The organism is Parasedimentitalea maritima, from assembly GCF_005771405.1.
GTDB classification, from domain to species: Bacteria; Pseudomonadota; Alphaproteobacteria; order Rhodobacterales; family Rhodobacteraceae; genus Parasedimentitalea; species Parasedimentitalea maritima.
On record NZ_VAUA01000011.1, the window covers coordinates 1 to 24,097 of the forward strand.

Genomic DNA, 24,097 nt, shown 5'->3' on the forward strand with positions numbered 1-24,097 from the left:
TCTGCGTATCGCAGTATCCGCAGCTTACGTTGAATCTCGCGTTGATCCTTGTTCATGAACATCTCCTTCTTCCCAAATCTGGGAGGTTAAAGGAAATGTCCCGCGAGTAACGGCATTTCTACACTTGGTGACCTCTAACGGGGCGACCTGGCACCGGGGGCAGCCAGCAGATGACGTCTCCGTTGTATCCGGCGACACGTACAGCGTTACAGCCTTTGTCAAAGAGGGAACAAGTGGGCGCTGCCGCCTGACGATGCGCAATGGAGATCTAGCCGAAGAAACTCACATTCTGGGGCCGTTGGGCGCATTGGCCGTCACGAACCAGACGGCGGGGAATGCGGTCTTACTCCGTCAACTGGCGGTTCCCGGCGGGCACCTTATCTATTGTACATTCACCCCGAACTTTACCGGCTTGATGTCCGTTGGTATTGGCCCTGACAGTGCCGTGACTGGCGATGACATCACAGTTTATTTTGTGCAGTTTGAGGAGGGCAACGTGCCAACCTCGCCCATCCTTTCCGACGGTGTTGCAACCTCGCGCGCAAAGGATGTTTTGACCCTTTCGGCTGTGACGCTGGCCCGTCTTCTGGTGGAGCATAATCAAGAGCCTGAGTTGACCACGCCACCTGCGCCTGGCTTGCCGGGATGGGATGACGGATCAAGCCCCGGCGGCTCAATGATCTATAATGCTGAGCTAGGCGGTGTGGATGTGGCCAACACAACCGCGACCGCCCGCGCGAATTGCGATTTCGCCGCTGAGATCGGTAAGGTGTATCTGGTGGTCTTTGATCACCTGTCGGGGCCTGCAATGGCCACATATATTTCCGAGGGCGGCACCGATTACAATCAAGGCACACTCAGCCCTGGCGAAACCGGCCGCGCCACGCTTTGGACAGCCACCGGCGTTGCCCCTAATGTCTCTGGACGGCAGTTCACTGGCGGGGAAACCTCGACATTTAGAGCCAGCATCAAAGAGGTCAACATGCCCGCCCGGCAGGATGGGCAGCAAGTGATCGAAGATCTGACTGTGCATATTGAAGGCCGGATGACCTATGCGAAGCTGAACACCTATTCGACGCTCAATCTTTGGGAGCTTCGAAACGATGCCGCAAACCGGATTGGCGCGAAGGTTGATACCGTGAATGGCACCGGGGATCTGATTGCAGTTCAGGGTGCAGACGGTGTTCTCACCTATACCGGCGACACCTCGACCTGGGCACCTGACATGGGGGTTCCATTTGGTGTGGCGACCTCCTTTTCGACCACTGAAACGGCGGTTGCAGAAAGGGGCGGTTTCTCGACCACAAAAGCAGTTTCCGGCTTTCCTTATTTGGGCGGCGCCGCGCTGACATTTTCCCCAGAAAGCCCCATGACAATTTCCAGTCTTGAGCTGCGCCTGGGTGCGTCTGGAATTGATCTGGTGCAGGAGTTGGTGGCATGACCTATCACATCCGAGGAACCGAGGTTTTCGCTGATGTTGTCGAGGACGAAAACGGCACGGTCAGGCAAGTGAGCTTTGCGCTGAACGCCCCCACGCCTGCCCATGTTGAGGCAGCGGCACTGGCCAAAAATCTAATGGTCACCAAGCAGGAAACCCAAGACGGTGTCTTGCGCGACTGGGTCGAAGAAGTACCCCATGCAAACTTCTTTCCGGTAGCTGTTGAACTGGTGCCTGCGGTCCGAGACGCCCAAGGCGAGGTCATCGCTGAACCTGTCATGGATACGTCCTACAGCGTCAATCTGGTCTTGGTTGGTGATCTGGTCCGCAAGGTGGACGGACACGGTTGGTTCCTTTGGGAACTGCTGTTGCTGGAATGGATGGGGGCCGGTGCTGAAACCACCGTCAACGGCAAGGTGCCCGGCTTGGCTATGTCGGGCGTTTCATTGATTGACATGTCGAAGGTCCAGACACCGCAGGGAGCCGTAGCGTAACCCTCCCTACGGGGAGGCTAAGGGGTGCTGTAACACTCCTTAACACGGGGCCATATTTTCACACAAAACCCCGCCGACCAGCTTTCACTTTATGGCCGCTCCCACCCCTCGCGAGGGTCCGGCCTTTCTGAGCTAACACCCCTAAAAAAAACGACTGCGGTTTAACAACGGAAGATTGGGAAAGATGTTTCACGCTTATTGATAGCGACAATCTGCATCGTGACGAATCATTCGCACCCTTATAACGTGTCTGAGAACACATATTTCAATTGATATATTTAAGGGATGGTATGGAGAAAATTTTTAACAGCATGCGGGACCGTATGCCATGGCCTGTTGCGCGGGTGCTCTTAAGGTCCCTGGGACTTGAGCCAAGCCAAGGATGGCAACGCACGATAAAAAAGTACGCTGACGCTCCACAGCAAAAACATATTGGCCCGCTTCTCGACAAAATTGAAGAACACAATCTTTGCGGTGAGAAATTCACCAAGATCTATGAGATTGAACCTGAAGAGCATAGGTTGGTCCAAAATTGGATCTCTGGTTTGGAGGTTCCCGAAAACCTTTTCACCAGAGCATACCCATTAACTCTTCCTGCAAATGAAATCGATGAAATTGGTGCCCCTCCTCAACTCGTGTCAGTAGTTCGCAACGACGACGGAATTGGTGCCGTATATACCCACGTGATCCGTCTCACGACTCGCGAAAAAATAGAACTCGGCGATCTCGTGGACGATCCCTCCGTTTTCGAAGATCAGTATGATGAAATCATCGGCCTGAAGTATCGAACTGTTCAGTTGTTCAGCATTGCTTGGGTTCCCCATGATCGCAATGCTATCGAGATCCGCACTGACATGCCCGCCGGGATGTCGACGGACTTCGCCCACGCAGTGCAATCACAGATCAGAAGAACGTTGAACGACTCTGAAATCATTGAGTTGAACCGACCTATTGATTTGTTCCCGTTGCTCGAGGCGATTTATGAAGACAGTAGAGACGGGCTTGTTGTCGAGCTCGGCTTTTCGACAACTTCAGCTTCAGTAAAAAATGAAAAGATGAGAAGAGCAGGTTTGGACCTGAGGACCGAACCCTACCATCTTGCTGGCAAAAAGGGCCTGGGCACACCCATTGAGCCTTTTAGACTTTTTGTTAGGTGGACTGTGGCCACCGATGATATAAGGCTTACACCCGAATTGGGTCTGGTCGGAACGGCCAGAGGGCGTTCGACGATTGGAGAGCCCGGTAAGGTAGGCATTTCTGGAGCAATTATCCGTAATTGTGTAGGCCGTGCAGATTTTGAATATGTGATTTCGAGAATGCACCATCATTTGGAAAGCTTAAAGGAAGAGGTAGGCACCTAGTGAAAGTTGATGAGCTGAAACTTGAACTAAATGCTGCGCTGGGTACTACTCAGGTCGCGAGTTTATGCGTTCAGCTCATCGATCAACTCGTTCATCTCGATGATGCACATGGTCAAATGTTGACCTACACTTCGTTGCAGAAATTGCTGAACTACCCTGAGATCGACACCCCCTTAGTATCGGCGGTGCATTTCCTCACTTCATCCAGATACGCGTTACTCGAAGCGCATGGCCAACTAATTGACGATGACGGTGACGAATATCCATTGGAGGACGTGGATTTTAACGAAGTGCTCAAGTCCGGGTTCTTGGTTCATCCTGGAACAGGTGAAATAGTTATAGATGCCAAAGATAAAGTGATGCCTTATTTTGCGCTGTCTCTTCCAAAAGGCTTGGAGTGGGCACCAAAATGACAGCCGAAACGTCACTCTCCCAAATCGATGCACTTTCTGGAATCATGTGTGATGGCGCTGTATCTGCCTATCACCTTGCTAAAGATCACCCCACACGAGTTGATGCATTGGAACGTATTGTCGAGTTTTCGTACAATAGTTTGGTAAGGAATCGTCACCTTAACCAAGAGCAGGGCGAAGATGAGCTATCCGTTCAGATAGTAGAGCAGTTGCGAGTCCTCGCCATCCAGGCAACTCATGACACTCAAACTGGCGGTCACTGTGATGTTCACGTGGAAGGGAAGGATCACTTCCTTTGGATAGGCGAGGCCAAGGTCCACGGAGGCTATCAATGGCTGGAGGACGGTTTCCAGCAGCTATCTACTCGGTATGCGACTGGCGGTTACGGACAAGACCACGGCGAAATCATTATTTACTGCCGCAACCGAGTTGGGCTCGATGTTCTGAACACTTGGAAAGAACGTTTGAAGGCTGTTCAACATGGTATTGAGATCTACGAGGACAAAACCGACACGCGTCTTTGGTTTAGATCCAGGCATCAATGTGAAAACAGCGGTCTCCCTTTTCATATACGGCACCGATTGATTCCACTCTATTTTGCACCAAAGAAATAACAAACGAGTTGCTGCAACTTTCTCTGTCCCAGTTTGCAAGAATCTCTGTCCCGCTACAACATATAAACTGATTTCCTTAGAAAACAAAAGATTCGAAATTCTTTGCATGCACGACTTAGCAAATTTGCAATTTCTGAAAAAAGTTTCGCCGCATCACGCAGAACGATGAGCTTTGCAAAACTTTGCAACACCATCCACACTCAATCTGCAAATAAATTGCGATAATCTGCCGCGTCCTGCCGCAGATCCCTTGCCCGAGAGGCCCGCTTCCGCCTAACTCGGATACGAGGAATGGGAGGAACACAGCATGTCGTACCAAGAGGTCTATCAAGCCTGGAAAAATGATCCCGAAGGGTTCTGGATGCAGGCCGCCGAGGCGATCAGCTGGGATCAACGGCCCAGTAAGGCCCTGTTCGACGATGCTGCGCCCTCGTACGAATGGTTTTCTGACGCCCGCGTCAACACCTGCTACAACGCCGTCGACCGTCACGTGGAAGCAGGTCGCGGTGAACAGACGGCGATCATCTACGACAGCCCAATCACCCATACCAAACGCGAGATTTCATACGTTGAGTTGCGCAACCGCGTTGCCAGCCTGGCGGGGGCACTGCGCGCAAAAGGCGTCGAAAAAGGTGACCGGGTCATCATCTACATGCCAATGATCCCCGAAGCACTGGAGGCGATGCTGGCCTGTGCCCGGATCGGTGCTGTGCATTCGGTGGTATTTGGTGGCTTTGCTGCGAATGAACTGGCGGTGCGCATTGACGATGCCAAACCCAAAGCCATTATCGCTGCCTCCTGCGGATTAGAACCCAATCGTGTGGTGCACTACAAACCGCTTCTCGATGGTGCCATAGATCTGGCCGAACACAAGCCGGATTTCTGCGTGATCTTCCAGCGAGAACAAGATGTCGCCCAATTGATCGAAGGCCGAGATGTCAACTGGCACGGGTTTCAATACGGGGTTGAGCCCGCAGATTGTTTGCCGGTCGAAGGCAACCACCCAGCCTATATCCTCTACACTTCAGGAACTACCGGTCAGCCCAAGGGCGTGATCCGCCACACAGCTGGTCAACTGGTTGCGCTGAACTGGACCATGAAGAACATCTATAACGTCGACTCTGGCGATGTGTTCTGGGCCGCATCGGATGTTGGCTGGGTCGTGGGTCACAGCTACATTTGCTATGCACCGCTAATCGCAGGGAACACTACGATTGTGTTCGAAGGCAAGCCGATAGGCACCCCTGATGCCGGTACTTTTTGGCGGGTGATTTCTGAACATAAAGTCAAAAGCTTTTTCACCGCCCCCACAGCGTTCCGCGCGGTCAAGCGTGAAGATCCCACTGGCGAATTCATCAAAAAATACGACCTTACTAATTTGGGTCAGGTCTATCTGGCAGGGGAACGCGCGGATCCCGCCACCATTCTCTGGGCACAGGAACACCTTGGTGTGCCGGTAATCGACCATTGGTGGCAAACCGAGACCGGCTGGTCTATTGCCGCCAACCCGCTAGGTATCGAAGAACTGCCTACCAAGCTTGGCTCACCTGCGGTCGCGATGCCCGGATACCAAGTGGATATTCTCGACGACGCAGGCCATCCAGTTGCAGCGGGAGAATTGGGCGCCATCGCCATCAAGCTGCCACTGCCACCGGGCACCCTGCCCAGTCTGTGGAACGCCCCGGAACGGTTCCAGTCAAGCTATCTGGACGCTTTTCCCGGCTACTATGAAACCGGTGATGCTGGCATGAAAGACGAAGACGGCTACCTCTACATCATGGCGCGCACGGACGACGTCATCAATGTAGCAGGTCACCGGTTGTCAACTGGCGGCATGGAAGAAGTGTTGGCCGACCATCCGGATGTTGCCGAATGCGCCGTAATTGGCGTCACCGACCAGTTGAAGGGGCAAATGCCAGTTGGGTTCCTCTGCCTGAATGCCACTGCGATCCGCGATCACGCCGATGTTGTTTCAGAGGTGGTCAAACTGGTGCGTGAAAAAATTGGCCCGGTTGCCGCATTCAAACTGGCCGTGGTTGTGGACCGACTGCCAAAAACCCGGTCGGGAAAAATCCTGCGTGGCACCATGGTGAACATCGCCGATGGAACCACATTCAAAATGCCGGCCACCATTGAGGACCCTAGCGTTCTGGACGAGATCAAGACTGCGCTGCAAACAATCGGCTATGCCGGTGAGTAACCGCGCCTAAACTAAACATAAGTCCCCGCCGCACAGGTGGGGTCGGTGAGGGAGTTGTCAGACGACGCCCTCACCCTCTTGGGCCGCTGCAACCGACACATGCAAGAGGGGCATATTAGCTGCCTGCTCACCTTTGTGACCTTGGGTTTCCCTTGCAACTCCTCTGTCGCTGTCTAACCTGCCCACAGGAGATTAGTGACATGACAAACAACGATATTTGGCGCTTTAGCGCCAGCGAGATTGCCAACCGCACCCGTGCCGGTGACCTAAGTGCCGAGGACAGCATTACTGCCTCGATCACCCGTATGAACATTGCAAACTCAGCCCTTAATGCCGTGGTCGAAGATCTGAGTGCGGAAGCTTTGGAACGCGCACGCGCACTGGACAAGGCCCGCGCAGATGGCACCACGCCCGGCCCGTTACACGGCGTGCCAGTCACCATCAAGATTAACGTGGATCAGGCGGGTCATGCCTCCTCCAACGGGGTCACAGCGCTAAAGGATCTGATTGCCCCGGCAGATGCACCACTGGTGGCAAACTTGCAGAACGCAGGCGCCGTTGTGATTGGGCGCACCAATACGCCCGAGTTTTCCTTCCGGGCGGACACTGACAATCCACTGTTTGGCCGCACTCATAACCCCTGGGGCAAACACATCTCGCCCGGTGGTTCGTCTGGTGGGGCCGGCGCCGCTGTGATGGCCGGCATCGGTGCGTTGGCGCATGGCAATGACATTGGTGGATCTTTGCGCTTTCCGGCTGCAGCCAACGGCGCGGTGACGGTTAAGCCCGGATTGGGCCGTGTCCCCGCCTACAACCCCAGTCAGTCTGCCGAACGTGGAATACTGGCTCAGTCAATGTCGGTACAGGGTCTGCTGACCCGCAACGCCGCCGACCTGCACCTGTCGATGCCAACTCTGATTGCTCCGGATCCACGCGATCCCTTCCATGTCCCAATGCCCTGGCATGGTGCCCCAATCGAAGGACCAATCAAAGTCGCCTTTACCAAGAACACCTTTGGCTATGATCTGCACCCCGAGGTCGAAGCGGCACTGGACACCGCACGCGACGCCCTGCTTGACGCCGGATACATCGTCGAAGAAGTCGAACCGCCAAATGTCTTTGACGCAGGTCGCACGGGCTATCGCGCCCTGATGGGGGAGGTCTGGTCGCTAATGAAGAAAGATGTTGATGCTGCGGGTTCACAAACCGTGCGTGATATCTTTGCGGTTTATTTCCAGGAATTCCCGCCATTTTTGGAAACCGAACTGCTGCAAATGATGGCCAAACGCACCTATTATGCCCGTGAGTGGTCACTATTTCTGGAACAATATCCGTTAGTACTGACGCCCTTTCTGCCACAGCCGTTTTTCAAACCAGATCGCGATACAGAAGGCGCTGAAGGTGTGCATGAGGTGTTGGGTTGCGCAGTCTATTCCTACGCCATCAACTATATGGGCCTGCCAGCGGGTTGCGTGCCTTCTCGGTTGGCGGATTTGCCTCAGGGGCCACAACCGATCAACGTGCAAATTGTTGCCCGCCGGTGGCGCGAGGATCTGGCTGTGGATGCCTGTGCTGCCATCGAAAAGCGTGTTGGGCGCATGTGTGACCTGCTTTGGCAGAAAATGGAGCAAGGTGGTAGCCGCTGATACCCGCCGCTTCAAACAAAGGCGCATACAAAATCAAACGCGGGCGTGGGGTTGAGGCCCCGCGCCCGACGCTTGCACACCATGCATACTCATTTACAACACTATGGCTCCGCATGGGGAGACCACCACTGTTTCCAGCCAACCAGAGGTAGTGTAATTTGATGCTACGTCTTGTGATCCGACCTCACGTTTTCGTGTGCAAAAAGATCAGGAGAACTGTTCCGAAATCAGCCGTTCTTCCAACCCATGCCCTGGATCAAACAAGATTTTGTGACGGACCTCGGATTCTGTACTGATTTCAACCCAATCAATGTCAGCAATCGACTTGGAGATAGAATCCGCATCTGCGTTTACCGGCCGTTTGTCGGCCTCAAGAACGTCGAACCGCACATTGGCCCCACTTGGCAATAACGCGCCTCGCCAACGACGTGGACGAAACGCGGCGATGGGAGTCAGGGCAAGCACATCCGATCCAATTGGCACAATGGGACCATGCGCGGAATAATTATAAGCCGTAGACCCCGCTGGGGTTGCAACCAATGCACCATCACAGACCAATTCCGCCAGACGCTGCCGTCCATCAATCGAAATCATCAACTTGGCAGCCTGTGGGCCCGCTCGCAAAAGCGAAACCTCGTTGATTGCCAAGGCCTGATGCAATTTTCCATTTCGGTCCATCGCACGCATGGTCAATGGGTTGATGATTTCCTGCTCAGCAGCTTGCAACCGCTTGATCAGTTCGCTTTCGTTATAGGTATTCATCAAAAAGCCAATTGTACCACGGTTCATACCGTAGACCGGCGCAGGAACATCTATGGTGGCATGTAGCGTGTGGAGCATAAAACCATCACCGCCCAAGGCCACGATCACATCGGCTGTATTGGGCTCAACATTGCCATACCGTTCCGTCAAAACGTCGAATGCACTTTGTGCCGAGGACGTTTGACTTGCCAAAAAGGCGATTCTCATACTCATGAAATCAGTTTCCGGTGTTGCCCAATTGGTTCCGAAACAACCACACCTTTCCCCAGATGGCCAGTCTTGCCGCTCTGTCGCAGGGATTCGTCGCTTTACAGGCTTTTCGCACAGGGAAGTTTCCTATAGGAAATCGCCAATCCCAGTCCAACTTTACGGAGCCACCATGAGCAACTCCCCCCGTGACCCCGGCTTTTTCACCCAGTCCCTGTCAGAACGTGATCCCGAGCTGTATGGCTCGATCACCAACGAGCTGACACGTCAGCGCGACGAAATCGAACTGATCGCCAGCGAAAATATCGTTTCTGCTGCCGTGATGGAGGCACAGGGCACTGTGCTGACCAACAAATACGCCGAAGGCTACCCCGGACGCCGTTACTACGGCGGCTGCCAGCACGTTGATGTTGCTGAAAACCTGGCCATCGACCGCGCCAAACAGCTGTTTGGCTGTGACTTTGCCAATGTGCAACCAAACTCGGGCAGCCAAGCCAACCAGGGTGTGTTTCAGGCCCTGATCAAACCCGGCGACACCATTCTGGGCATGGATCTGGCATCAGGTGGGCACCTGACCCACGGTGCACGGCCCAACCAGTCAGGCAAATGGTTCAACGCTGTGTCTTATGGTGTAAAGCGCGACGACAACCTGATCGATTATGATCAGGTCGAAGCTCAGGCTAAAGAACACCAGCCTAAAATGATCATCGCGGGTGGCTCGGCCATTCCACGCCAGATCGACTTCGCTCGCTTCCGCGAAATCGCGGATATGGTTGGCGCCTATCTGCTGGTCGATATGGCGCATATCGCCGGTCTGGTTGCCGCAGGAGAGCACCCCTCACCGTTTCCACATGCACATGTAGCCACCACCACCACTCACAAAACTCTGCGTGGACCACGTGGCGGCATGATCCTGACCAACGATGCAGACATTGCCAAGAAACTGAACTCAGCCATCTTCCCTGGTATCCAGGGCGGCCCATTGATGCATGTGATTGCAGCCAAGGCTGTGGCCTTTGGTGAGGCTCTGCGCCCCGAGTTCAAAGATTACCAAAAACAGGTGCGTGCAAACGCGGTTGCACTGGCGGATCAGCTGATCAAAGGCGGGCTGGACATTGTCACCGGTGGCACCGACACCCATGTGATGCTGGTGGATCTGCGCCCCAAAGCGGTCACCGGCAATATCGCCGACAAGGCACTGGGTCGCGCCCATATCACCACCAACAAAAACGGCATCCCGTTTGACCCGGAAAAGCCTATGGTCACATCGGGCCTGCGTCTGGGCACCCCTGCTGGGACCACCCGTGGCTTTGGCGAAGTTGAATTCCGTCAGATCGCGGATCTGATCGTCGAAGTTGTCGACGGTCTGGCTGCCAATGGCGAAGAAGGCAATGCCGAGGTCGAGGCCGACGTTCGCACCAAAGTCGCTGATCTCTGCGCCAAATTCCCGCTGTATCCAAACCTGTAAACTCTGGGAATTCAACACTTTGAAGCCGTCGTGGCCTGTGGCTGCGGCGGTTTTCTCAACTCTACTGGACCGCGTCGCCACCCAATGATTAGATGCGGTTATGGAGAAAAAAGAATTACGAGCGCGCAGCAAATTTCTGAGCTACCTTTTGCGTCACAAGCCAGAAACCCTGCAACTGACAATGGATCCCCAGGGCTGGGTCACCATTGATGAGATCATTGATAAGTCAGAGCATCCGATAACCCGGCACCAAATTGAAGAGATTGTCGTCTCTAATTCCAAGCAACGGTTTGCAATTTCTGCCGACGGCAAAAAAATCCGTGCTAATCAGGGGCATTCAATTCCAATTGATCTGGGGCTGCCCGCATGCCGCCCTCCTGAAATTTTGTTTCATGGCACTGCGGCTTGCAAAATCGAAACAATCCGCACCGAGGGATTGACCCGTCAGAACCGTCACCACGTGCACCTGTCGTCAGATGCCCAGACAGCGCGACAGGTTGGTATGCGGCACGGCAAACCTGTCGTCCTTGTTGTCGAGGCAGGTCGGATGCACGCAAGTGGCCATGTTTTTCTTTTGTCCGAAAACGGTGTCTGGCTTTGCGATCAAGTCCCCCCACTTTTTTTGCGCCCATGAGCGATTCACCAAACCGCACCCGCCAACTCGAGCGCCAGCTAGGCGACTGGACCCGCTCCAAGTTGTCATATCTGTTGAGCGAGCTTGTCATGTTTACCCTGAAACAAGGCTGGGCAGCACTGTTTGGGACTCTTCTATTGGGAGGCATGATTCTGAGCAGCCAAATCTGGCAGCCCGACTGGCCGCTCGCCCGCTATGACGCATTGCTAATTTATGCCATTTCCCTACAGGCGCTGTTTCTGGCCACCGGCATGGAAAGCTGGCGTGAAGCCCGTGTCATCTTACTGTTCCACATCACCGGCACCGCGATGGAGATCTTCAAGGTCTATGCGGGCAGTTGGGGGTATCCGGGCGGCGGCGTGATGAAACTCTGGGGTGTGCCGCTGTTTTCCGGATTCATGTATGCATCCGTCGGGTCCTATATGGCGCGGGTAATCCGATTGTTTGACATGCGGTTTGCCCCCTACCCGCCGTTCTGGACAACAGTTGTGTTAGCCGCCGCAATCTATGGGAACTTCTTTGCCCACCATTTCCTTCCCGACATCCGGCTGGCCCTATTTGCAGCGACCCTTTTGCTATTTGCCCGCACCCGGATCTGGTTTCGCATCGCAGAAACCCACTATTGGATGCCCCTGCCGCTGGCCGCCTTTTTCTCCAGCTTTTTTCTCTGGCTTGCAGAAAATATTGGGACCAGCACCAAAACCTGGATCTATAGCGGTCAGGACAGTCACCAAATGGTCAGCTTGGCAAAGATGGGGTCCTGGTACCTTCTGCTCTTTGTTAGTTTTGTCACTGTCACTGTAGTGATACGGGATACGCTGTCCCGTAAGCCTTTGTGCTATAAGGCAACCTAAAGCCTGCGACGGTTCAGTAAGGCCTGAAGGAACATGTTTTAACCACCAATTTGGGACAAGATCTGCGCGATCATCTGCTTGATTTTGTCCAGTGGAACAGCCGAGATCCGCTGTTCCAATCCAAGCAGTACAATTCCATGCACAGACGAAAACAAGGCCCGCACCATCAGGTCCAGCTCCTCAGGCCCATCATTTGGAAACAGCTCGGCCACCGGACGGGCAATATTGGCAAACAGGTCTCGCAGCGCCTGAACGTACCATTCCGGCACGCGGTCGCCTGCTTGCATTTTCAGATCGAACAGAGCCCGCCACAGGTTGGTGTTTTCCGCAGCAAAGGCAAGATAGGCGTTGCTCATCAAAATCAGCCGTTGCGTTGCAACTTCGTTTTCCGCCCCTTGAACTGATGCGGCAACCTGCTGCCCCAGGTTCTGAAACGTTCGACCATTCACGGCCATAATCAGCGCATTCAGATCATCATAGGCTGTATATATCGCCCCTACCGCACAGCCAACGTCGCCAGCCAGATCACGCGCTCGCAAGGCCACCGCCCCGTCACGGTCTATTCGGCTTTCGGCTGCTATCACTAATTTTTCGCGCAGATCTGCCCTACGTTGCTCAGCTTTGCTTGCCATAGTACCTCTATTTCCTGAACTGCGTTCAGAAATGAAATAGCACTAACCTCGGCCGTGTTGCAATCAGATCAAGCCACGCCACCGCAACACCACAATGAGCAGTGCAAAGACAACCAACAGCGAAAACGCCATGCTGCTCAGAACATCCAGCACGCGGCCTTTGCGACGGTCGGCCAAATCGATCGATTTCAGATGGGTTGTCACCTCTCGCGCCGCTTTACGCAGGGCGGGTTCATCCAATGTCAGCCGCAGCTTGGGATGATCCATCAGCGGGATCGCCTGAGCCAATACCATTCCTTGATTGAAGATCCGCCGTGGCAGACGTCGACGCGCCTTTTTCAGCGCCGCAACCAGATCCCCAGAAGCATGTTCGCGAGATTTGAGCAATTCCTGCACCTCGGCAATCTGTTCTGCAATGCTCTGGGCCATTGTTGCTCTCTCCTGTCTGGCTTTCGCGCCACATTACCTGCTGAACCAGAGGTGCTCAATGGGGCTGGCAGCTTTGTCCGCACGGCGTTATCACGGTGGCATGTTGAACACGATCACTCATGGCACTGCCACAGACAAACCACCCCTGCTGATTGCCCATGGTCTATATGGTTCAGCGCGCAATTGGGGTGTTATCGCCAAACGCCTCTCGGACGAACGTCAGGTCGTCGCGGTAGACATGCGCAACCATGGCCACAGTGATTGGACGCAAACCCACAGTTACCCAGAGCTGGCCGAGGATTTGGCTGAAGTCATTGCCGCACATGGTGGAACCATGGATGTTATTGGCCACTCGATGGGCGGCAAGGCGTCAATGATGTTGGCACTCAACCATGCCCGTTGTGTAAACCGCCTGCTGGTCGCTGATATCGCACCCGTGGCCTACACGCACAGCCAGATCCAGTTCATCGAAGCCATGCACAGTATTGACCTTGCCACGCTAGAACGGCGATCACAGGCCGAGGCACAACTGGCCGAGGCTGGTGTAGATCCAGCTTTGCGGAGCTTTTTCACCCAGTCCCTAGACATTCCAAACCGTCGATGGCGTCTAAACCTGGATACATTGGCCGATCAAATGCCCAATGTGATGTCGTTTCCACAAACTGATGCTAGCTGGGATGGGACAGTGTTGTTTTTATCCGGTGCCACCTCTGACTATGTGAGGCCCGAACACCGAGGCGAGATCCGCGCCCGTTTTCCACAAGCGCGGTTTGCCAAGATCCCCGGCGCAGGTCATTGGCTACATGCCGAAAAGCCGCGCGAATTCGAAGCCACCGCGCGGGCCTTTCTAAACGCTTAAGTCTGAATAATCTGCCGTGCAACCAGCCACGACACCGGCACAGCGATCAGGGCCCCAATTGCTGCGGCACCAAAAATCGCCGGAACCGAAATCAAACCGGCCACCAAAACGGTAATCACGCCGACCCCGGCCAAACTGGTGGCGATCAGCGAATAAAGAATAGAGGCAAGGCGCAACATGGGGCTCTCCTGTATTGTGAGCAACTCATTTGCCCGCAGCCTAGCTCTTCGTAGGCGCGACGCCTTGATCTCGATCACCTTTACAGATGTGTGATGTTCTAACTTTGCAGCTACAAAATTCGATGTCTGAGTTCTTAATATGCATTTATTTGCCGTGGTTCATTTCGCTCCAACGCAACCTGCTGCCAACCATCGTCGTCAAAAGACCAACGTGATAACACCTCCAGCAGGCTGGCTTTTCGGATGGGCTTGCTCAGGTAGTCATCCATGCCGCATTCTAAATATTTTTCCTTGTCCCCAGCCATGGCATTTGCGGTCAGTGCAATAATTGGGCACGTTCGCAATCCATTTTCCTCTTCATAAGCGCGGATCTCATTTGTTGCCTCTATGCCGGTCAATTTGGGCATCGATATATCCATCAAAACGAGCTCGGGATGATGGGTCACAAACTGGTGCACTGCATCACAACCGTCCTGAGCAAACAGGATTTCGGTATCGAGTAATTTCAGCATTTTCTGAAGCACTAACCTGTTGGTCCGGTTGTCATCTGCTACCAATATTTTCTTCGGCACAGACTTAATCTCAACATCAACCTCAGCCAAATTCTGGTCGATCAGAGTACCTGCCTCATGATCTGCATCCTGAGACAGTAGTTCCACATTTTCCGCGGTTTTCAGACTGCATTTAAATGTGAACGATGACCCCTTGTTGACTTGGGACTGCACTGAAATTTCGCCCCCCATCAAACGGGACAGATCAGACGCAATAGCCAGGCCCAGCCCGGTACCACCAAAGTTTCGGTTCTTGCTCCCGTTCACCTGGGCGAACCTGTCAAAGATATGCCTGAGCTTGTCATCCGGTATTCCAATCCCGGTGTCGTGCACCGCGATCTCCAATGCAGCGTCCCCTTGTGTCGACGTCCCGGAAACCTGAACTGTCACACTCCCACTTGAAGTGAATTTCTCTGCGTTTCCAACAAGATTTGTGATGATTTGTCGGATACGCCCTTCATCCCCAATCAAAAGTTTTGGCAGGTCTGGATCATAGTCCATCACCAAGTCGACGTTTTTGATCGCCCCGCGCTGCGACAACAGGTTTAGAATACTCTGCACCAGCTGCTGAAGATCAAATACACCTTCATCCAGCTCAACTTTTCCAGCTTCCAGTTTAGAAAAATCCAAAATGTCGTTGATGATCACCAACAAGGACTGACCGGAATCGGCAATGGTTTGAACAAACAATTCTTGTTCCTCATCCAGATCAGTTTCCAACAACAACGAACTCATCCCCAGGACGCCATTCATAGGGGTGCGAATTTCATGGCTCATAATTGCTAGAAACTCAGACTTGGCCAGATTGCCGGCTTCGGCTGCGATCGAGCGTTCCACAACTGCCGCTTCAAGTGCCTTTTCACGGATCAACGACTCGCGGAAAACGCATAGGGCCCGTATCATCGCCCCAACTTCATCGCGGCGCTCATGTCCTGTGATCGGGTGCTCGACATCGCCCTTTGCAAGGCGCCCCATAGAACAGGTAACGGACTTGATTGATTTCCCGATGTGAGAGCCGATGATCCCGGCCAAAGCGGCACCCAGCGCAACGGCTGCAATCACTGAAACCAACAGGACGACCTTGGTTTTTTGGAACGCCCGCTCATTCTGAGAGCTGCGTAGGTCCAGCAGCCTCGCTTCTTCAGTCGTAAAGGCTGACATGATTTCTCGGAATTGATCAAACAACATTTGCCCACGGGCCTCGCCCACAAGATCAGCCATGTCATCCATGGTCTTTGCGGTACCTATTTGTTGACGTAGCTCCATGGCCGGCTCAACGATTTCAGTGCGCCACCTGGCATTGAGCCTCTGAATTTCCTTTACGCGAATAACATGAGTACGGTTGTTGCTAACAGCCACAGCCAGCTCGTTGACAAACTGGTCAAAAACGTCCCTTCCGGTTTGATACGGCTCAAGAAATTGAACATCACCGGCAAGCAGATAGCCGCGCATCCCGGTCTCCATGTCAACTGCCGCAGCTAGGGTGCCGCGTGCCAACTCGATCACATGATGTGACTGATCTTGAAGCTGTGCAATTGTGTCGGTCAAAGGAGCGTTAGATCTGGTCTCTGCCTGGGGTTGGGATATCGCCGCCAGGCGTTCCTGAAGAAGCGCCTCTTCAGCGTCAACAAACGCTTTGATCTGGAGCCGGAAGGTATCAAAGTAGGCTTTTCCTTCGCCCCGTCTGACCAGCTGCGCCATCGTGTTCATTGTTGCAGCGGTATCAATTTCACGCCGCAGCAGAATTTGCGGCTCCGCAACCTCTATTTGCCACTGTTTCAAAACCTGCTCAGCCTCAAGCAAGTATTTCAACTGATCCGGATCATTCCTAAGGTGCTCTTTTAGTAGGGAGAAATTTTCATAGAATGCGACTGAACCGCTTCGGTACGGTTTTAAAAAGGAGTCGTTGCCCCCTAACAGGTAACCGCGCATACCGGTTTCCATGTCCACCGCAGCAGCGACAAGCGTTTCGGCTTCAGCTATAACAATCTGAGTGTCCTGTACCCACTTTGCTGTCTCGGACATGCGGAAAAGGTTCACGCTGGCGATAATGCCTATCGCGATAGTAAGGATCAAAGGTGCAGCAGCCACCAACACAACTTTGGTCTTGGCATTTAAGTTCGAGAGCGAGAGACGTTTGAACAGCCCCACTGGGCGTTTTCCATCCGGCATTGATGCAAGTCCCTTTTCTACTCAGATGAAAAGACAATGCACTCCGAACATTAACTTTTCCGTTTAGATCGGCAAAGGCCCGGCTCTCGGCACCGCCGAGCTTGATTGTCAATTTATTGATGTATTTCAGATGGATAAATGGATTCCAGAGTGAAATCGCTCAATTTATATGCCCAGAATCCGCAATTTATTTATCGGAGTTTTTGCCTTTTCTCCAAAAGCGTCATCACGTTTTCACACCATGCGTCAGTTCGAACTCAACATTTTAACGTTGGCTTTATCGCGATTTCTCAGGGAACTGCCCTTGATCCAACAGGGCACCTGGCCACAATGCGCTTGAAAACGCCCTAATCACCGGCTCTGGTGGAGCCATGTACAAGCATTTCAACAAGTCAATTTCAAAGGAACAACAAGAAGCACCGCAAGTCATTGATTTCATTCAAAAAAGCAATAAGGGGTATTTTCTTGGTACGGGCGACGGGACTCGAACCCGTAAGCTACTGAAAGCGAGGGATTTTAAGTCCCTTGTGTCTACCAATTCCACCACGCCCGCACTTGATTTGGCTCGCAAATCACTTGCTTAGGTCTACCGGGGCCTGATGGCAGGGACAATCCATTTTGTTGCCTTTTCCGCGGGAAATTTCGCTATAAATCGATATCCTTGTTAACATTTGGTGCCAAAGGTCCACCCGGGGCTGCAAGGCCACGTTCTGGCAGCCATGGATTTAGCGCCAATGCCGCTTGCAGCGCAGCGCGGGCCTCATCAGTGCGTGACAGGCCCAGCAGCGACAAGGCACGTCCACTCATCGCGGCCACATGTTGTGGAGACAATTCTAGTGTTAGGTTTAGGTCTACCAGCGCGGCAGCAAAATCCTGACGCAGAAAATGCACAAAGGCACGTTGATTATACCCTTCGGCATAAAGTGGGCAATACGCCGTCAACCTGTCAAAATCCTCCAACGCGCCCGTTAAGTCATACCCAGACCTACGCGACATGCCACGGTCAAGCACCGCCTGCGCCTGCTCATTTGGCGCTTGAGCCCAGAGTTCCCACATCTGGTTGGATATCAATCGGGCCGCCCATTCGGTCTCGGCGGCTTGGATCTGCTGGAACAGCAGCTCAAATGAAGCAGAGTGGTCCGGGGCCTGCGGACAGTCCTGCGCGCTCACCAGTTGAGCTGGCAGAAAGAAGGCAGCACAAATCGATATTAGACGGGGGCCAAAAGCCAGAAAGGAAAAACCAAACATGGTTTAATGCTGTGCTCAAATGGGTAACATTCAAGTCAACTTACCGCGCGGTCACGTTGCCACCGGTTTAGCCCCCCTATTCTGGTGCCAACGCCCCGTCATCTTTCACCGCCTGCATCGCCACATATGTCGAAGTCGACGCAACATTCGGCAGGGTTGATATTTTTTCCGCCAAAACCATCCGATACTCGGTCATAGACCGGGTGCGGATCTTGAGAAGATAATCAAAATTCGACGCAATCATATGAGCCTGTTCAATCTCCGGCACCCGCGCCACCGCAGCGTTAAAGGTAGTCAGCGCATTTTCTCGGGTATCGTTCAGACGCACCTCAACAAAGGCAACATGATCAAGACCTAACCGGACCGGATCCACCAACGCGCGATAGCCAGTGATGATCCCCTCAGACTCCAGCCGCTTCAGCCGTGTTTGCGTCGGCGATTTTGACAGTCCGATACGACGCGCCAAATCAGCAATGGAAATCCGCCCCTCGCCGCCCAGAACATTCAGAATCGCCTGATCAAAGCGATCAAGTTGTGAAAAATCCATTTGCATCGCCAAGGCCTCGATTTTCGACACGATCACCCTATATTCACAGATATTCAGGCGAATGTCCCGAAGAATTCCCAGTATTGGTTATATAACACTTATCCTATTCGGAGTTTCCCCGATGTCACACCCGACCGCCCTGCGCCACACCATTGATGCAATGACCTACGCAAATCAGGACGATCTTCGTGATCAACTGGTCGCTACAGCAGCGCTGAGCGACGAGGACCGCGCCCGCATTTGCGCCAATGCCGCAGCGCTGGTCCGTGACATCCGCGGCCATTCGGCACCAGGATTGATGGAAGTTTTCTTAGCTGAATATGGATTGTCCACCGACGAAGGCGTGGCCCTGATGTGTCTGGCCGAGGCCCTATTGCGAGTGCCGGACGCAGAAACCATCGATGCGCTGATCGAAGATAAGATTGCTCCGTCAAACTGGGGTAAGCATCTGGGCAAATCCTCCTCTTCTCTCGTCAATGCCTCAACCTGGGCGCTGATGCTGACCGGTAAGGTGCTAGACGATGAACGCAGTCCCGTTGGTGCATTACGCGGCGCTATCAAACGTATGGGTGAACCGGTCATCCGCACTGCCGTCAGCCGTGCCATGAAAGAAATGGGCCGTCAGTTTGTGCTGGGCGAAAGCATCCAGTCCGCGATGAAACGCGCCTCCGGTATGGAGGCCAAGGGCTACACCTATTCCTACGACATGCTGGGCGAAGCTGCCCGTACCGAGGCAGACGCCGCCCGCTATCATCTCAGCTACTCGCGCGCCATTTCTGCAATTGCCGATGGCTGCACCAATACCGATATCCGGGAAAACCCCGGCATTTCGGTCAAGCTTTCTGCCCTGCACCCCCGGTATGAACTGGCGCAAGAGGTCAGCGTAATGCAGCAGCTAGTTCCGCGTCTCAGCGCTCTGGCATTGTTGGCCAAGGCCGCCGGCATGGGGCTGAACGTCGATGCCGAAGAAGCCGACCGCCTGTCCCTGTCGCTCGAAGTTATCGAAGCCGTGATGGCTGATCCAGCATTGGCCGGATGGGATGGGTTTGGCGTAGTGGTGCAGGCCTATGGTCCCCGCGCTGGGTTGGCCATTGATGCACTGTATGACATGGCAACCCGTCACGACCGCCGCATCATGGTGCGTCTGGTCAAAGGCGCCTATTGGGACACCGAAATCAAGCGGGCTCAGGAATTGGGCATCGATGGCTTCCCGGTGTTCACCTCCAAGCCGCTGACCGATGTGTCTTACATCGCCAATGCCCGCAAACTGCTGGGCATGACCGATCGCATCTATCCCCAGTTTGCCACCCACAACGCCCACACAGTCAACGCCATCTTACAAATGGCGCAACCCGACCAACCTTATGAGTTCCAGCGCTTACATGGTATGGGCGAAACGCTGCACCAAATGGTACTTGAACAGAACCACACTAAATGCAGAATCTATGCGCCGGTTGGTGCGCACCACGACTTGCTGGCCTATCTGGTGCGCCGCCTGCTGGAGAATGGTGCCAACTCCTCCTTTGTAAACCAGATTGTGGACGAAGATGTCCCGCCTGAAGTGGTTGCTGCAGATCCATTTGATATGATCGCAGATGTCACCCGTACCATTGCCACCGGCCCAGAACTGTTTGCCCCCGACCGCGTCAACTCCGCTGGTTTTGATCTGACCCATGCCCCAACGGTGCGACAGATCGATGAGGCCCGCACGCCCTGGCTGACCCACAACTGGAGCGCCGCGCCCCTGCTGGCCGAAGATGCCGCATCAGGCGCAACCGTAGATGTCATCAACCCGGCAGATCTATCGGTGATTGGCCAAGTGAGTGAAGCCAGCACAGACGACATCGACCTTGCTCTTGCCAAAGCCTCCACCTGGGATGCTCCGGCTAACACCCGCGCCGAAGTGCTGAACCGGGCCGCGGATCTGTACGAAGAAAACTACGGCGAACTGTTCGCCCTGCTGACCCGCGAAGCAGGCAAAACACAACTCGATTGTGTATCCGAACTGCGCGAAGCCGTGGATTTCCTGCGCTACTACGCGTCTCGTATTCCCCAAGCAGAGGCAGCCGGTGTGTTCACCTGCATTGCCCCCTGGAACTTCCCACTCGCGATCTTTTCTGGTCAGATCGCAGCCGCGTTGGCGACAGGCAATGCTGTTCTGGCTAAACCAGCAGAGCAAACACCCCTGATAGCCTATCGCGCCGTGTCTTTGCTGCATGAGGCCGGCGTACCCCGCACCGCCCTGCAATTGCTGCCCGGCGGCGGCTCAGTTGGGGCAGCCCTGACCTCGGATCCACGAATCAATGGCGTCGCCTTTACCGGCTCAACCGCCACCGCGCTAAAAATCCGCGCCTCCATGGCAGACAATCTGCGCCCCGGCACGCCGCTGATCGCAGAAACCGGCGGGCTGAACGCAATGATTGTTGACAGCACTGCCTTGCCAGAACAGGCCGTTCAATCCATCGTTGAAAGCGCCTTTCAGTCGGCAGGCCAGCGGTGCTCCGCCCTACGTTGCCTGTACCTGCAGGAAGATGTCGCTGATGGTGTGTTGACCATGCTGACCGGCGCAATGGAGGCCCTGCAGCTTGGAAACCCCTGGCAATTGAGCACAGACAGCGGCCCGGTGATCGACCAGACTGCCCGAGACGGTATTCAGGCCCATATTGAAACCGCCCGCGCCGAAGGCCGTTTACTGAAACAAACCCTGCCCCCTCAAGAGGGCACCTTTGTCGGCTCTGCGCTGATCGAAATTCCAGGCATTTCTACGCTCAAGAAAGAGATCTTTGGCCCGGTCCTGCATGTGGTTCGGTTCAAAGCCAGTGATCTGGACCAGGTCATCGATGACATCAATGCCACCGGCTATGGTCTAACTTTTGGTCTGCACAGCCGTATCGACGACCGGGTGCAACACATCACCGACCGCATCGAGGCAGGCAACATCTACGTCAACCGCAACCAAATCGGTGCTGTGGTTGGTAGTCAGCCTTTTGGTGGCGAGGGTCTCTCGGGAACAGGCCCCAAGGCTGGCGGCCCCAACTATCTTGCGCGGTTCTGCGCCCCCGACCACCAACACAGTGGCGCCCAATGGCAGTCCAGCCAAAGTGACCTGCCCAACCCAACCGGCACTCCGGCCAACCCCAGCAGCAGCAGCCTGCCCGGCCCGACTGGCGAGAGCAACCGTCTCACACTTTCAGCCCGACCTCCTTTGCTCTGCCTGGGCCCCGGCCCTGATGCGGTCTTGGCCCAGACCAGTGAAGTCACGGGGCTTGGTGGAACGGTTATTCAGACCAGTGGCCAGATCGACCCGCAACGGCTGATCCAAATTGAGGGTATTTCTGGTGTATTATGGTGGGGAGATGAGGAAACCGGCCGCGCCATCGAACAAGCATTGGCAAAACGCTCCGGTCCGATCCTGCCGCTCATTTCTGGCATTCCTGATCGCGCCCGAGTGTTGGGCGAGCGCCATATCTGCGTTGACACAACCGCCGCTGGCGGAAACGCAGCCCTGTTGGGTGGCGCAAGCTAGCACCATAACCCCTTGACGCTGGGCTATTTTCGGCCCAGCGTCAGATCATGTTTCCTTTACGTGATCACAATCCTTCCGGCCGTACACCCTATGTCGTCTATACGCTGATGGCGTTGAACATTCTGGCCTATGCCCTCTACACTATCAGCTTTGATACCGAGAGAGAGTTGGCGCAGTTCTATGATGCCTACGCCTTGATCCCGGCAAAGATCGATGTCTCACGTCGGTTGTCGCCACTGGTAAGCTCTATGTTCCTGCATGGCGGGTTTATGCACCTGGCCGGCAACATGTTGTTTTTATGGATCTTCGGCGACAACATGGAAGACGAGATGGGCCATCTGCCGTTTCTGGCCTTCTACATTGCCTGTGGCATTGGTGCAGGCCTCATCCACGTGGCCTCAGCCCCCTGGTCCCATGTACCGACGATTGGTGCCTCTGGCGCGGTAGCAGGTGTAATGGGGGGGTATCTTTTGCTGTTCCCACGTGCTCGCATCGATATATTGCTCATCCTCATCATCTACTTCCGCATCTTTGCAATCCCAGCCTACCTGATGCTGGGCGTCTGGCTTGCAATGCAATTCATTGGATCTCTCAATTCCGACCCCAGTCAGGGCGGCGTGGCCTATTGGGCCCATACCGGTGGGTTTGCTGTTGGGCTGTTGTTGACGGTGCCTTTGTGGGTCAAACGCGGTGCCCGCGCGTTTTGGGGCAAAACCCATGGCCAGCCGCCACATCCGCAAGCCAAATACAAGTACAGTGCCAGTCGCATCCCTCGACTGCCCCGTAAAAAGCCGGGGCGCTCGCCTTGGGGCAGTGATCGTTGAAATCTCCGATCCACCTTCATCTAGCCCAAAATATCCCCGCCGGAGGCTCCCCCAGTGGCGCCAATCGCCATCTTAGGGGTTAACACAGCTCTAAACAAAGGCACGCGCCTGATGTCTCAGACGCGTGCTAAAAACTCAGACTTCGGTGACGGGCTTTAGCCTCTGATCACTTTGGCAAAAGTTTCAAAGATCGGCTCGTTGGCACAAATCACTTCGCCGCTATCGACAATGTTATCGCCCGGGGTCAGCGGTTCCACCAGACCACCGGCCTCCTGCACCAGAATGATACCTGCAGCCAGATCCCAGGAATGCAGACGGCGCTCCCAGAACCCATCGTAACGGCCGGTGGCCACATAGGCCATATCCAGCGCTGCCGAGCCCCACCTGCGCACGCCAGCACAGGCAGGCAGCAACCGCGCCAGATCCTGCAAAGTCGCAGGCAGATCCGAGCGCCCAGCAAAGGGCAACCCGGTTGCAAAAATGCTTTCAATCATCCGGTTGCGGCCCGAAGTCCGGATCCGGCTCTCGTTCATCCAGGCGCCATTGCCTTTTTCGGCAAAATACATCTCGTCCTTGGCCGCATCAAAGATCACCCCGGCAACAATCTTACCCTTGTGCTCAAGTGCGATCGAAATGGCCCAGTGGGGCAGACCATGCAGAAAGTTGGTGGTGCCATCCAGCGGGTCAACGATCCAACGACGGGTAGGGTCTTCGCCAGCGATCTCACCGCCTTCTTCCGCAATCCAGCCGTAAGTTGGACGCGCGCCCAGCAGCTCTTCTTTCAGAATTTTCTCAGCCGTGATGTCCGCCTTTGAGACAAAGTCTCCGGCACCTTTCACCGACACCTGCAGGTTTTCCACTTCGCGGAAATCCTTGACCAGAGATTTACCGGCCTTGCGGGCGGCTTTGAGCATAATGTTAAGATTAGCGCTGCCGATCATGTCGGGCTCCTGTCTGGTCACAGAGATGTTGGTCAAAGGCTGCCTATACGCCGCCTTTGTGCCCTTGCCAATAGGCAATACCACAGACATTTTCCGTA

Annotated in this window: 21 protein-coding genes and 1 tRNA gene; 13 read left to right on the forward strand and 9 right to left on the reverse strand. The window is 54.4% G+C overall.

The window, feature by feature from the left end:
• Nucleotides 1–127 precede the first annotated feature (127 nt).
• The 7 genes from FEE96_RS19005 to FEE96_RS19035 all read left to right on the forward strand — a co-directional run bounded on the left by FEE96_RS19005 (nucleotide 128) and on the right by FEE96_RS19035 (nucleotide 8,166).
• Nucleotides 128–1,441: a phage head spike fiber domain-containing protein gene (locus tag FEE96_RS19005; protein WP_425467342.1), complete on the forward strand. Its 1,314-nt coding sequence runs from the start codon at nucleotides 128–130 to the stop codon at nucleotides 1,439–1,441.
• Complete coding sequence (locus tag FEE96_RS19010; RefSeq protein WP_138164716.1) at nucleotides 1,438–1,932, forward strand: hypothetical protein; 495 nt, start codon at nucleotides 1,438–1,440, stop codon at nucleotides 1,930–1,932. The genes FEE96_RS19005 and FEE96_RS19010 overlap by 4 nt, the downstream gene beginning before the upstream one ends.
• 290 nt (nucleotides 1,933–2,222) lie before the next feature.
• Complete coding sequence (locus FEE96_RS19015; RefSeq protein ID WP_138164717.1) at nucleotides 2,223–3,293, forward strand: hypothetical protein; 1,071 nt, start codon at nucleotides 2,223–2,225, stop codon at nucleotides 3,291–3,293.
• On the forward strand, nucleotides 3,293–3,706 hold the full coding sequence (locus tag FEE96_RS19020; protein ID WP_138164718.1) for a hypothetical protein: 414 nt from the start codon (nucleotides 3,293–3,295) through the stop codon (nucleotides 3,704–3,706). The genes FEE96_RS19015 and FEE96_RS19020 overlap by 1 nt, the downstream gene beginning before the upstream one ends.
• Nucleotides 3,703–4,320, forward strand: a complete 618-nt coding sequence (locus tag FEE96_RS19025; RefSeq protein ID WP_138164719.1) for a hypothetical protein — start codon at nucleotides 3,703–3,705, stop codon at nucleotides 4,318–4,320. Before FEE96_RS19020 ends, FEE96_RS19025 begins: the two co-directional genes overlap by 4 nt.
• Nucleotides 4,321–4,627: 307 nt before the next feature.
• Nucleotides 4,628–6,520, forward strand: a complete 1,893-nt coding sequence (gene prpE / locus FEE96_RS19030; RefSeq protein WP_138164720.1) for a propionate-CoA ligase PrpE — start codon at nucleotides 4,628–4,630, stop codon at nucleotides 6,518–6,520.
• 200 nt (nucleotides 6,521–6,720) lie between these two features.
• Entirely contained in the window at nucleotides 6,721–8,166 is a 1,446-nt protein-coding gene (locus FEE96_RS19035) for an amidase family protein (RefSeq protein ID WP_138164721.1), read from the forward strand.
• Nucleotides 8,167–8,373: 207 nt separating this feature from the next.
• Here the strand turns inward: FEE96_RS19035 and FEE96_RS19040 are convergent, their stop codons facing one another.
• Entirely contained in the window at nucleotides 8,374–9,141 is a 768-nt protein-coding gene (locus tag FEE96_RS19040; protein WP_138164722.1) for an NAD kinase, read from the reverse strand.
• A gap of 166 nt (nucleotides 9,142–9,307) precedes the next feature.
• Here FEE96_RS19040 and glyA point away from each other — a divergent pair, with 166 nt between their 5' ends.
• The 3 genes from glyA (at nucleotide 9,308) to FEE96_RS19055 (ending at nucleotide 12,091) form a co-directional block, all read left to right on the forward strand.
• Complete coding sequence (gene glyA / locus FEE96_RS19045; RefSeq protein WP_138164723.1) at nucleotides 9,308–10,603, forward strand: serine hydroxymethyltransferase; 1,296 nt, start codon at nucleotides 9,308–9,310, stop codon at nucleotides 10,601–10,603.
• A gap of 100 nt (nucleotides 10,604–10,703) precedes the next feature.
• Nucleotides 10,704–11,237 carry an RNA 2'-phosphotransferase gene (locus FEE96_RS19050; protein ID WP_138164724.1) on the forward strand — a complete coding sequence of 178 codons (534 nt, stop codon included), beginning with the start codon at nucleotides 10,704–10,706 and terminating at the stop codon, nucleotides 11,235–11,237.
• A gap of 89 nt (nucleotides 11,238–11,326) precedes the next feature.
• Nucleotides 11,327–12,091: a DUF817 domain-containing protein gene (locus FEE96_RS19055; protein WP_342770981.1), complete on the forward strand. Its 765-nt coding sequence runs from the start codon at nucleotides 11,327–11,329 to the stop codon at nucleotides 12,089–12,091.
• A gap of 38 nt (nucleotides 12,092–12,129) precedes the next feature.
• Here the strand turns inward: FEE96_RS19055 and FEE96_RS19060 are convergent, their stop codons facing one another.
• A complete protein-coding gene (locus FEE96_RS19060; RefSeq protein WP_138164726.1) occupies nucleotides 12,130–12,723 on the reverse strand; it encodes a TetR/AcrR family transcriptional regulator in 594 nt (197 codons plus the stop codon).
• Nucleotides 12,724–12,786: 63 nt separating this feature from the next.
• The gene (locus FEE96_RS19065; RefSeq protein ID WP_138164727.1) at nucleotides 12,787–13,152 is read right to left on the reverse strand and encodes a hypothetical protein; all 366 of its coding nucleotides are present in this window, start codon (nucleotides 13,150–13,152) and stop codon (nucleotides 12,787–12,789) included.
• 58 nt (nucleotides 13,153–13,210) lie between these two features.
• Between FEE96_RS19065 and FEE96_RS19070 the strand changes: the two genes are divergently transcribed.
• Entirely contained in the window at nucleotides 13,211–14,011 is an 801-nt protein-coding gene (locus tag FEE96_RS19070) for an alpha/beta fold hydrolase (RefSeq protein ID WP_246079518.1), read from the forward strand.
• On the opposite strand, the gene FEE96_RS19075 is transcribed toward FEE96_RS19070, so the two are convergent.
• The 5 genes from FEE96_RS19075 to FEE96_RS19095 all read right to left on the reverse strand — a co-directional run bounded on the left by FEE96_RS19075 (nucleotide 14,008) and on the right by FEE96_RS19095 (nucleotide 18,714).
• Nucleotides 14,008–14,190: a hypothetical protein gene (locus FEE96_RS19075; RefSeq protein WP_138164728.1), complete on the reverse strand. Its 183-nt coding sequence runs from the start codon at nucleotides 14,188–14,190 to the stop codon at nucleotides 14,008–14,010. The genes FEE96_RS19070 and FEE96_RS19075 overlap by 4 nt on opposite strands.
• A 134-nt stretch (nucleotides 14,191–14,324) precedes the next feature.
• Nucleotides 14,325–16,913: a CHASE3 domain-containing protein gene (locus tag FEE96_RS19080; RefSeq protein ID WP_138164729.1), complete on the reverse strand. Its 2,589-nt coding sequence runs from the start codon at nucleotides 16,911–16,913 to the stop codon at nucleotides 14,325–14,327.
• Between the two features lie 466 nt (nucleotides 16,914–17,379).
• A tRNA-Leu gene (locus tag FEE96_RS19085) sits at nucleotides 17,380–17,466 on the reverse strand.
• 92 nt (nucleotides 17,467–17,558) lie between these two features.
• Nucleotides 17,559–18,161, reverse strand: a complete 603-nt coding sequence (locus tag FEE96_RS19090; protein WP_246079519.1) for a tetratricopeptide repeat protein — start codon at nucleotides 18,159–18,161, stop codon at nucleotides 17,559–17,561.
• A 76-nt stretch (nucleotides 18,162–18,237) separates the two neighbouring features.
• The gene (locus tag FEE96_RS19095) at nucleotides 18,238–18,714 is read right to left on the reverse strand and encodes an Lrp/AsnC family transcriptional regulator (protein WP_138164904.1); all 477 of its coding nucleotides are present in this window, start codon (nucleotides 18,712–18,714) and stop codon (nucleotides 18,238–18,240) included.
• A 115-nt stretch (nucleotides 18,715–18,829) separates the two neighbouring features.
• Here FEE96_RS19095 and putA point away from each other — a divergent pair, with 115 nt between their 5' ends.
• Both putA and FEE96_RS19105 read left to right on the forward strand, forming a co-directional pair.
• Complete coding sequence (putA, locus tag FEE96_RS19100) at nucleotides 18,830–22,234, forward strand: bifunctional proline dehydrogenase/L-glutamate gamma-semialdehyde dehydrogenase PutA (RefSeq protein WP_138164730.1); 3,405 nt, start codon at nucleotides 18,830–18,832, stop codon at nucleotides 22,232–22,234.
• A gap of 47 nt (nucleotides 22,235–22,281) precedes the next feature.
• A complete protein-coding gene (locus tag FEE96_RS19105) occupies nucleotides 22,282–23,058 on the forward strand; it encodes a rhomboid family intramembrane serine protease (protein WP_138164731.1) in 777 nt (258 codons plus the stop codon).
• A gap of 155 nt (nucleotides 23,059–23,213) precedes the next feature.
• On the opposite strand, the gene FEE96_RS19110 is transcribed toward FEE96_RS19105, so the two are convergent.
• Nucleotides 23,214–23,999, reverse strand: a complete 786-nt coding sequence (locus tag FEE96_RS19110) for an inositol monophosphatase family protein (RefSeq protein ID WP_138164732.1) — start codon at nucleotides 23,997–23,999, stop codon at nucleotides 23,214–23,216.
• Between the last annotated feature and the right edge of the window lie 98 nt (nucleotides 24,000–24,097).

Bases quoted from the DNA above. Each gene is read 5' to 3' on its own strand.
- FEE96_RS19035 (WP_138164721.1), top strand. From the start codon at position 6,721: ATGACAAACAACGATATTTGGCGCTTTAGCGCCAGCGAGATTGCCAAC.
- FEE96_RS19110 (WP_138164732.1), bottom strand. From the start codon at position 23,999: ATGATCGGCAGCGCTAATCTTAACATTATGCTCAAAGCCGCCCGCAAG.
- FEE96_RS19075 (WP_138164728.1), bottom strand. From the start codon at position 14,190: ATGTTGCGCCTTGCCTCTATTCTTTATTCGCTGATCGCCACCAGTTTG.
- FEE96_RS19070 (WP_246079518.1), top strand. From the start codon at position 13,211: ATGGGGCTGGCAGCTTTGTCCGCACGGCGTTATCACGGTGGCATGTTG.
- FEE96_RS19040 (WP_138164722.1), bottom strand. From the start codon at position 9,141: ATGAGTATGAGAATCGCCTTTTTGGCAAGTCAAACGTCCTCGGCACAA.
- FEE96_RS19065 (WP_138164727.1), bottom strand. From the start codon at position 13,152: ATGGCCCAGAGCATTGCAGAACAGATTGCCGAGGTGCAGGAATTGCTC.
- FEE96_RS19015 (WP_138164717.1), top strand. From the start codon at position 2,223: ATGGAGAAAATTTTTAACAGCATGCGGGACCGTATGCCATGGCCTGTT.
- FEE96_RS19025 (WP_138164719.1), top strand. From the start codon at position 3,703: ATGACAGCCGAAACGTCACTCTCCCAAATCGATGCACTTTCTGGAATC.
- FEE96_RS19095 (WP_138164904.1), bottom strand. From the start codon at position 18,714: ATGCAAATGGATTTTTCACAACTTGATCGCTTTGATCAGGCGATTCTG.
- FEE96_RS19080 (WP_138164729.1), bottom strand. From the start codon at position 16,913: ATGCCGGATGGAAAACGCCCAGTGGGGCTGTTCAAACGTCTCTCGCTC.
- FEE96_RS19055 (WP_342770981.1), top strand. From the start codon at position 11,327: ATGTTTACCCTGAAACAAGGCTGGGCAGCACTGTTTGGGACTCTTCTA.
- prpE (WP_138164720.1), top strand. From the start codon at position 4,628: ATGTCGTACCAAGAGGTCTATCAAGCCTGGAAAAATGATCCCGAAGGG.
- FEE96_RS19105 (WP_138164731.1), top strand. From the start codon at position 22,282: ATGTTTCCTTTACGTGATCACAATCCTTCCGGCCGTACACCCTATGTC.
- FEE96_RS19090 (WP_246079519.1), bottom strand. From the start codon at position 18,161: ATGTTTGGTTTTTCCTTTCTGGCTTTTGGCCCCCGTCTAATATCGATT.
- putA (WP_138164730.1), top strand. From the start codon at position 18,830: ATGTCACACCCGACCGCCCTGCGCCACACCATTGATGCAATGACCTAC.
- glyA (WP_138164723.1), top strand. From the start codon at position 9,308: ATGAGCAACTCCCCCCGTGACCCCGGCTTTTTCACCCAGTCCCTGTCA.
- FEE96_RS19010 (WP_138164716.1), top strand. From the start codon at position 1,438: ATGACCTATCACATCCGAGGAACCGAGGTTTTCGCTGATGTTGTCGAG.
- FEE96_RS19060 (WP_138164726.1), bottom strand. From the start codon at position 12,723: ATGGCAAGCAAAGCTGAGCAACGTAGGGCAGATCTGCGCGAAAAATTA.
- FEE96_RS19050 (WP_138164724.1), top strand. From the start codon at position 10,704: ATGGAGAAAAAAGAATTACGAGCGCGCAGCAAATTTCTGAGCTACCTT.